6 protein-coding genes and 1 tRNA gene are annotated in these 8128 nt (G+C 64.8%); 4 read left to right on the top strand and 3 right to left on the bottom strand.

The annotated features are described in order from the left end of the window. The 3 genes from VAE53_RS00685 to VAE53_RS00675 all read left to right on the top strand — a co-directional run. On the top strand, positions 1-599 hold a 599-nt coding region (locus VAE53_RS00685; protein WP_322817428.1), incomplete at its 5' end, for a helix-turn-helix domain-containing protein. Beyond that, entirely contained in the window at positions 599-1063 is a 465-nt protein-coding gene (gene dtd, locus VAE53_RS00680; protein WP_369294008.1) for a D-aminoacyl-tRNA deacylase, read from the top strand. The genes VAE53_RS00685 and dtd, both read left to right, overlap by 1 nt. Positions 1064-1120: 57 nt before the next feature. Beyond that, entirely contained in the window at positions 1121-2836 is a 1716-nt protein-coding gene (locus tag VAE53_RS00675; RefSeq protein ID WP_322817426.1) for a proline--tRNA ligase, read from the top strand. Positions 2837-2860: 24 nt separating this feature from the next. Here the strand turns inward: VAE53_RS00675 and VAE53_RS00670 are convergent, their stop codons facing one another. The 3 genes from VAE53_RS00670 to VAE53_RS13140 form a co-directional block, all read right to left on the bottom strand. Further along, complete coding sequence (locus VAE53_RS00670; protein WP_322817425.1) at positions 2861-4807, bottom strand: FAD-dependent oxidoreductase; 1947 nt, start codon at positions 4805-4807, stop codon at positions 2861-2863. Positions 4808-4959: 152 nt separating this feature from the next. Continuing rightward, a tRNA-Ile gene (locus VAE53_RS00665) sits at positions 4960-5035 on the bottom strand. A gap of 49 nt (positions 5036-5084) precedes the next feature. After that, positions 5085-5531, bottom strand: a complete 447-nt coding sequence (locus VAE53_RS13140; protein WP_369294007.1) for a zinc-ribbon domain containing protein — start codon at positions 5529-5531, stop codon at positions 5085-5087. A 453-nt stretch (positions 5532-5984) separates the two neighbouring features. Here VAE53_RS13140 and acnA point away from each other — a divergent pair. Then, positions 5985-8128: aconitate hydratase AcnA (gene acnA / locus VAE53_RS00660; protein WP_322817424.1), on the top strand; the 2144-nt coding region annotated here is incomplete at its 3' end.

The following is an 8128-nucleotide window of genomic DNA, read 5'->3' as shown; positions in this document are numbered from 1 at the left end:
AAGGGGGCACGACCTTACGGGGTAGCGACCGGACGAGGGCACGCATCCTCGAAGCCGCGATGGAAGCGTTTGCCCGCCACGGTTTCGACGGCACGTCGGTGCGCTCGATAGCGGCTCGCTGCGGCCTTTCCGACGCGGCGGTGTTCTACTATTTCCCGACGAAGCGGCACCTCCTCGATGCCCTCTGGGACGTGGCGCCAACCGGCGACTTCCCATCGCCGGTCCCGGGCCGGCCGCTGAACGCCGACGTGATTCGGGAACTGGTGGTCGCCACCATGCGAATCTCGGCCCGCAACTTCACGTACCTGCGGCTCGTGGCCCGCGAGGTTTTGCGCTCTGACGAGACTGCTATAGCTATCCGTAATGCGTCTCGGGCGCGCTGGCGAAAGGCCCTCCGTGGCCACCTGGAACCGGCAGGCCCGCGAGCGCCAGCCCTCGTAGAGCTTTTCACCGCCGCTGTAACCGGCTATCTGCTCCGGCTCGAAATCGAGCACGGCGACGAGTACCCCAGGCTTATGCTGGACCCCGACGTGCAAGAGCGAGTGGTCCAGGCCGTCCTGCGGCTCATCCCCATCGACGCTGGTGCGGCTGCCGCGTAATGCGTGCCGTCGTGCAGCGAGTCTCACGCGCATGTGTTCGCGTCGACGGGCAAGAACAGGCGACCATCGGCAAGGGGTTGCTCGTGTTGCTCGGAATTTCGGTGAGAGACGGAGCCGACGAGGCGAGGCTTCTCGCTCGGCGCGTGGCGGGGCTGCGAATCTTCGACGACGCGGCGGGCCGAATGAACCTGGATGCGGCCGCCGTGGGCGGCTCGGTGCTTTGTGTTAGCCAGTTCACCCTCTACGGTGACGTGCGCCGAGGGAAGCGACCGTCCTTCGAGGCCGCAGCGCCGGCAGAGCAAGCGCTTCCGCTCTACGAAGCGTTCATCCGCGCCATTCTCGCTCTTGGCCTGCCGTGCGAGCGAGGGGTATTCGGTGCAGCGATGCAGGTGGAGCTCGTGAACGATGGTCCCGTCACGATCGTGATCGATACGGACGATCTCGCCCGACCGCGGCGCGCTTGACCGGAAGCTCCGTCCAACAGCAACGTTCACGCACGGATCACACGCGGGGAGGCGACCATGCGCATGCGCCAGCTGCTCATCAAGACGCTACGGGAGGCCCCGGCGGAGGCGGAGCTGCCGAGCCACCGGCTGCTTCTGCGGGCAGGTCTCGTCGTCCCGCTGGCCGCGGGCCTGTATTGTTTCACGCCGCTCGGCTGGCGCGTCGTCCGCAACATCGAACGGATCATTCGCGAGGAGATGAACCGCTCGGGCGCTCAGGAGGTCCATCTGCCGGCGCTCCACCCCATCGAGCTGTGGGAACAGAGCGGTCGCGCAAGCTCGATGGGACAAACGCTTTTCCGGCTGCATGACCGTAAGGAGCGTGAGTTCGCCCTCGGGCCAACTCACGAAGAGGTCATCTCGTACCTGGCAGCGCGCCTCGTCCAAAGCTATCGCGACCTACCCGTGACGCTGTACCAAATCCAGACCAAATTCCGCGACGAGCCACGTCCTCGCGGGGGGCTGATCCGCCTCCGAGAGTTCACGATGAAGGACGCGTACAGTTTCGACACCGGTTGGGACACCCTCGACGCTTCGTACGATGCCGCGTTTGCCGCCTACCAACGGATCTTCCGCCGAGCCGGAGTGCCAGTGATTCCGGTTGCTGCCGACTCGGGCGCTATCGGGGGGAAGGACAGCCAGGAGTTCGTCTTTCTGACCGAGAGTGGTGAAGACACCATCCTCCTCTGCCCTGGCTGTGGTTACGCCGCCAACGCGGAAAAGGCGGAGTTCGTGCCGGCACCGCCGGTCGACGGCCCCCCTACGGCAGTGGAACGGGTGTACACACCGGGGAAGCGGACGATTTCCGAGGTGGCGAGCTTTCTCGGGGTAGAACCGCGTCAGACGCTCAAGGCGGTGTTCTACAAGGCCGATGGGAAGCCGGTGTTCGTCGTCATCCGCGGTGACCTCGATGTGAACGAGGTGAAGCTGAAGAACGCGCTCGGTGCGCGCGAGGTCGAAGCGATGGACGAGGCGACGGTCCGCAGCCTCGGCTTGGTAGCAGGCAGTGCCTCGCCCGTGGGCCTCGACCGTTTGCCGGTTATCGCTGATTCGAGTGCGGTGGTAGCCCCCAATCTTGTCGCTGGTGCCAACGAGCCCGATTACCACCTTCGGAATGTCAACCACGGGCGGGATTGGAACGCGACACTCGTCGCTGAGTTCGCTCTCGCCCGAGCTGGCGATGCCTGCCGCACCTGTGGCAAGGCGCTCGAGTCACGACGAGGCATCGAAATGGGCCACGTGTTCAAACTCGGAACGCTCTACGCGGAGAAACTCGGCGTCTACTATCTCGACGAGGCTGGCGAAAGGCGCCCGTGCGTGATGGGCTGTTACGGCATCGGCGTCGAGCGGATGCTGGCAGCGATCATCGAGGCGAATCACGATTCGGACGGGATCGTCTGGCCATGGGAGGTAGCGCCCTTCGACCTCCACGTGGTCGTCGTGGGGGCGGCCGAAGGGGCGGTAGCATCGACGATTTCCGGATTGGAGCGGGCGGCACTGGATGCCGGACTCGACGTGCTCGTCGATGACCGCGACGACTCGCCCGGGATCAAATTCAAAGACGCCGACCTGCTCGGCATGCCCATGCGAGCGACCGTGAGTCCGAGGGCGTTGGAGCGCGGCGGCGTCGAGTTGCGCGACCGGCGGACTGGCGAGGCTCGCGTGCTGGCCATCCCGGAGGCCGTGGCGGCAGTGGCAGCGGCCCGCTCCGAGGCGTTCGCTGCGGGACGCTGACGTAGTGACCGAACAGCTCCGGCTTCAATCGCCGCCGGCAAGCACTGGCTGCCGGATGAACTCGTAGTCGTCGGGGTTGGGCTCGCGGGTCTGCTGCCAGTACTCGATGAGGTTGAACGGCCAGTTTTGGGCGGAGCGCCCCTTTTCGTTGCGGTACCAGCTATTGACCGTTGCGATGCCCCACACGCGCTCGAGGTTCCCACGATCGATGCGTTCGTTGTAGGCATCGTGCACCTCTTTCCGCACATCGAGTGCCTGCTCGCCCCGGTCGAAGAGCATCTTGAGACACCCCAGTACGTACTGCACTTCGCATTCCGAGAAGTAGATGATGCTCCCGTTGACGACGATGTTCGTGTTGGGGCCGTAGAGCATGAAGAAGTTGGGGAACCCGGGGACGGTGATGCCCATGTATGCTCGGGCGTCGCCATCCCATTCCTTGTGGAGGTCCTTTCCCTTCCGGCCGAGGACGCGCATGGGGGTCAAGAACTTCGATGCTTGGAATCCGGTCCCGTAGATCAGGACGTCGGCGGGATATTCGGTGCCATCGACCGTCACCACACCCGATGCTGTCACCTCGCGGATGCGGTCGGTCACGAGCTTCACATTCGGGCGTTTCAGCGTCTGGGCCCAAATCCCGTTGTCGAGGATGAGTCGTTTGGCCGCCGGGGGGTAATCAGGCATCACTTTCGGGAGGAGATCCGGCCGGTCGGCGAATTGCATGTGCAAATAGGCCGTTAGCAACTGCCGCAGGTTCTCGTTCTCCGGGCCGACCGAATGGGACTTATCGGGCCAGTTGGGGTCGACCTTTGCGGCGCTGAGTAGGCCGTCCGTGGTGTTCCAGAACAGCCAGAATCGGTACCAGTGGGCGTAGTGCGGGACGTGGGCGAAGAGCCATCGAAGTCCCGCCGGTACTTCGTCGTGGTAATGGGGAACGGGCACGTACCAGTTGGGCGTGCGCTGGAAGATGACCACCTCTCCGGCAACCTTGGCAACCTCAGGGATGAACTGGGCGGCGCTCGCGCCAGTGCCGATGACCGCCACCCGCCTGCCGGTCAGGTCGACGGTGTGATCCCAGCGGGCCGAGTGGAACTGGGGGCCTGCGAAGCGCTCGAGCCCGGGAATGTCGGGGATCTTCGGCCGATTGAGTTGCCCGACGGCGCTGATGACGGCGTTAGCCTGGAGGATCTCTTCGCGACCATCGGCGCGTCGGACATGGACCATCCATTCGGTACGCTCGTCATCCCACTCGAGGAGCGTGACTTCGGTATTGAACTCGATGTGGTCGCGGACCCCGAACTCGCGGGCGCATTCCTGGAAGTATTCGAGGAGGACCGGCTGGGTGGAGTAGTGCGTCGGCCAGTCGATCTTCTGCGCGAAGGAGTAGCTGTAGAACGCGTTCGAAACGTCCACCCGGGCACCTGGGTAGGTGTTCTCGAGCCAGGTTCCGCCGACTTCGTGGTTCTTCTCGACGATGGTGAAGGGGACACCGGCTTGCTTCAGGCGAATGCCGGCGAGAATGCCCGACATCCCCGCCCCGATGATGACAACCTTGAATGGGAGACCCGGGTCCTTTCGCCAGGAAGGGGCGCGCGGGTCCTCACCCTCGGGTGCGAGCTCCTCGAGCAGGAGCGGGATGTAGTCCTCGGGTGCTGGCGCACCGGTCATCCACGCGGTCGCGCGGAGGAGTGCCTCTTCGACGGGGACGTTGCCGGGCGCGACCTCGCCATCCCGCAGGCGCTTGAGGGCCTCGAACGCCAGTTCGCGGGCTTCTGCCTGCTGCTGCGCTGTCATTCCCCCTTGTTGGACTCCCGGCGCCACTCCCGGGGGCCGGAGCGACTCCCTCAGGATCGAAAAGTCGCCGGTGGCTTGGGCCAAAGCCGGCAGGAGTGCCGGGAGGAACGCTTCGTCGAGTGCCGTTCTGAGCTCCTCGTCGGTCGCGACGAGCGGTTCGATTGGGCGGCTGATGGGCATTCGTGCTGTCTCCTTCTCGCGGCACGCTGCCGCTTGGGTGCTTCCGGGTGAAAGGTTAGCGTCTTCCGAAGGATTGTGCGCGGACTTTCGACGGTAGCGGGGCAGACTCCGCCGGCCAATCAGTTTCGCGTCAACCATGCTCGAAATTCCGATGGTGGGCCCGCCAGGATTCGAACCCGGGACCGATCGGTTATGAGCCGACTGCTCTCACCGCTGAGCTACGGGCCCCCGCGGTGCATGATATCAGCCGGGGAGCGGAGGCCTGGGAGATCGCCGCCTACCAGCGACGCCCCTTGTTACCTTTGCGGTCGCTCCAGCTGCGACCGCCGCGGCCACCACCGCGGTCGAATGGCTCGAAGTCGTTCCAGGCGCCGGAGATGGGTTGACGCGGTTCGCGCGGCGCTGGGCCTCGACCGCCGGCGGCGGCCAGCCCGCGAGGCTGTGGTTGGAAGCAATCGCTGCAGTAGACGGGCCGCCCATTCCGGGGCTCGAATGGCACCTTGGCTGGCTTCCCGCACGAAGCGCAGACCGCATCGTAAAGCTGCCGCGGGGCCCGAGCCTCGATGCCGCTGCCATGCTGCCCTTTGCGAGCCCGTCGGCAAGTCGGGCACCGCCGTGGCTCCTGCGTGAACCCTTTGCTGGCGTGGAATTCTTGTTCGCCCGCTGTGAAGGTGAACGATTCGCTGCAGTCGACGCAGACGAGCAGCTTGTCCGAATATGACACCCGATGACCTCCGAGTAATGGTGGAACCTGCGGTCATCGAGCGTTTCCGGGACTGGCGAATGACCTCTCCGTGAGGCCGATGGAACCTGGTTACCAACAGAATGGTACCAGGTGCGAGCGGGCATGTCATACCCGCTCCAGCGTCGTTCTACATGGGCACGACACCCGGGCGCGGCGTATACTTCGAGAGGCCATCCTCTTCCGTGCCGGTCCGGGCCCAACGGTCTCCTCACAAGGGGAGAAGTCGCGGATTTCGGCCGATGGTCCCCCGGATGCCTCGTCGCTCCGGGAAAGGGCCCAAGTACCCTCACCACCCTTGTGGAAGGAGGCTTGGGACATGGGCACCGATCCACCTACCGCCACGTAAACCTCGGTCGAACTCGACAGGCCCATGGGTGGCACCGCTGCCGCTCAGAGAAACGCAATCGACAAGCCCTGGCCCTGGAGGTTACCGTGGCACACCCCAACTCCTTTGGCGCTCGCCGCTCCCTGACCGTCGGCGGCCGAACGTTCACCTATTTTGCGCTAGACGCGCTCCGAGAGCGGGGGTTCGCTGGCGTCGACCGGCTGCCGTTCTCGCTCAAGATCCTGCTCGAAAACCTGCTCCGGCTCGAAGACGGTCGAGCCGTGACCACGGACGACATCGCCGCTCTTGCCGGGTGGGTCCCCAATTCGGGACAGGACCGCGAAATCTCATTCACGCCCGCGCGTGTGCTGCTGCAGGACTTCACCGGGGTGCCGGTGGTGGTCGACCTGGCCTCCATGCGCGACGCCATCGTGGCCCTCGGGGGCGACCCCGCGAGGATCAACCCGCTTCAGCGCGTCGACCTTGTCATCGACCATTCGGTGCAGGTCGACCGGTACGGTTCGCCAGACGCATTCGAGAAGAATGTGGAAATCGAATTCGAACGGAACCGGGAGAGGTACCAGTTCCTTCGCTGGGGACAGCAGGCGTTCCGGAACTTCCGGGTCGTGCCTCCGGGAACGGGCATCGTTCACCAGGTCAATCTCGAGTACCTCGCGTCGGTGGTGTACACGAGCGAAGGCACGGAAGGTGTCTTGGCCTATCCGGACACCCTAGTCGGGACGGACTCCCACACGACGATGATCAACGGGCTCGGGGTGCTCGGCTGGGGAGTCGGCGGGATCGAGGCCGAGGCAGCGATGCTCGGCCAGCCCGTGGCGATGCTGATCCCCGAGGTTGTCGGCTTCCGGCTGACCGGCAAGCTTCGAGAGGGCGCGACCGGCACCGACGTCGTGCTGCGGGTCACGCAGATGCTCCGCGAGCGCGGAGTCGTCGGCAAGTTCGTCGAGTTCTACGGGACAGGCCTCACCGGTTTGCCTCTAGCCGCTCGTGCCACTATCGCGAACATGGCTCCGGAATACGGCGCCACCATGGGATTCTTCCCTGTCGACGAGGAAACCCTCGCCTATCTTCGCTTCACCGGGCGCGACGAGGAGCTCGTCCAGCTGGTCGAGGCATACTGCAAGGCTCAAGGGCTGTTCCGCACAGATGCCACACCTGACCCGATCTTCTCCGACAGGATCGAGCTCGACCTCTCCGAAGTGGAACCGTCGATTGCCGGTCCGAAGCGACCTCAGGACCGCATCTCGCTGCGGAATGCAAAAGCCGACTGGGAACGCAACCTCGCGGCCATGGTCCCGCCCGAGAGATTGACCGCGGCGGCGACCGTCCATGACGGCCAGACGTTCGAACTCCGGCACGGTTCCGTCGTGATCGCGGCGATTACGAGCTGCACGAACACATCGAACCCGGAGGTGATGCTCGGCGCGGGACTGTTGGCGAAGAAGGCGGTCGAGCGAGGACTGGCCACTCCTCCCTGGGTGAAGACCAGTCTCGCTCCGGGTTCCCAGGTCGTGACCGAGTATCTGGCCGAGGCCGGGTTGACCCCCTATCTCGACCGCCTCGGGTTCAATCTCGTCGGTTACGGGTGCACGACGTGCATCGGGAATTCTGGCCCGCTCGATCCGCGCATCAGCGATGCGATCCGGCAGAACGACTTGGTCGCTGTTGCAGTGCTCTCCGGAAACCGAAACTTCGAGGGGCGCGTCAATCCCGATACGCGAGCCAACTATCTCGCCTCGCCGCCGCTGGTCGTTGCGTACGCACTGGCCGGTCGCATGGACATCGACTTCGCCACAGAGCCGATCGGCATGGGGTCGGATGGCAAGCCTGTGTTCCTCTCGGACATCTGGCCATCGCAGACCGAGGTGGAGCAGGCGATTCGCACGTCCGTTCGCAGCGAAATGTTCCGCCGGAAGTATGCCAACGTGTTCGAGGGCGACCAGCGCTGGCGTTCCCTGCCTACGCCGTCAGGCGACTTGTTCGCATGGGACCCGCGTTCGACCTACATCAAGCGCGCTCCGTATTTCGACAACCTGACGATGACTCCCCTCCCCGTTCGCGACATCGAAGGGGCGCGCGTCCTCGTGATGGTCGGCGACTCGGTGACGACCGACCACATTTCGCCCGCAGGCAATATCAGTCCGAACAGCCCGGCTGGCGTATGGCTTCGCGAGATGGGCGTCGCCCGCGAGGATTTCAATCAGTACGGCGCTCGCCGCGGTCACGACGA

Source organism: Tepidiforma sp. (genome assembly GCF_034432735.1).
Classification (GTDB): Bacteria; Chloroflexota; Dehalococcoidia; order Tepidiformales; family Tepidiformaceae; genus Tepidiforma.
The sequence above is the reverse complement of the archived record's forward strand: the minus strand, read 5'-3'. Positions and strand labels throughout refer to the sequence as shown.

What these genes read in the sequence shown, in the direction of transcription:
- VAE53_RS00675 (WP_322817426.1), top strand. Translation starts at nt 1,121, where the DNA reads ATGCGCATGCGCCAGCTGCTCATCAAGACGCTACGGGAGGCCCCGGCG.
- dtd (WP_369294008.1), top strand. Translation starts at nt 599, where the DNA reads ATGCGTGCCGTCGTGCAGCGAGTCTCACGCGCATGTGTTCGCGTCGAC.
- VAE53_RS00670 (WP_322817425.1), bottom strand. Translation starts at nt 4,807, where the DNA reads ATGCCCATCAGCCGCCCAATCGAACCGCTCGTCGCGACCGACGAGGAG.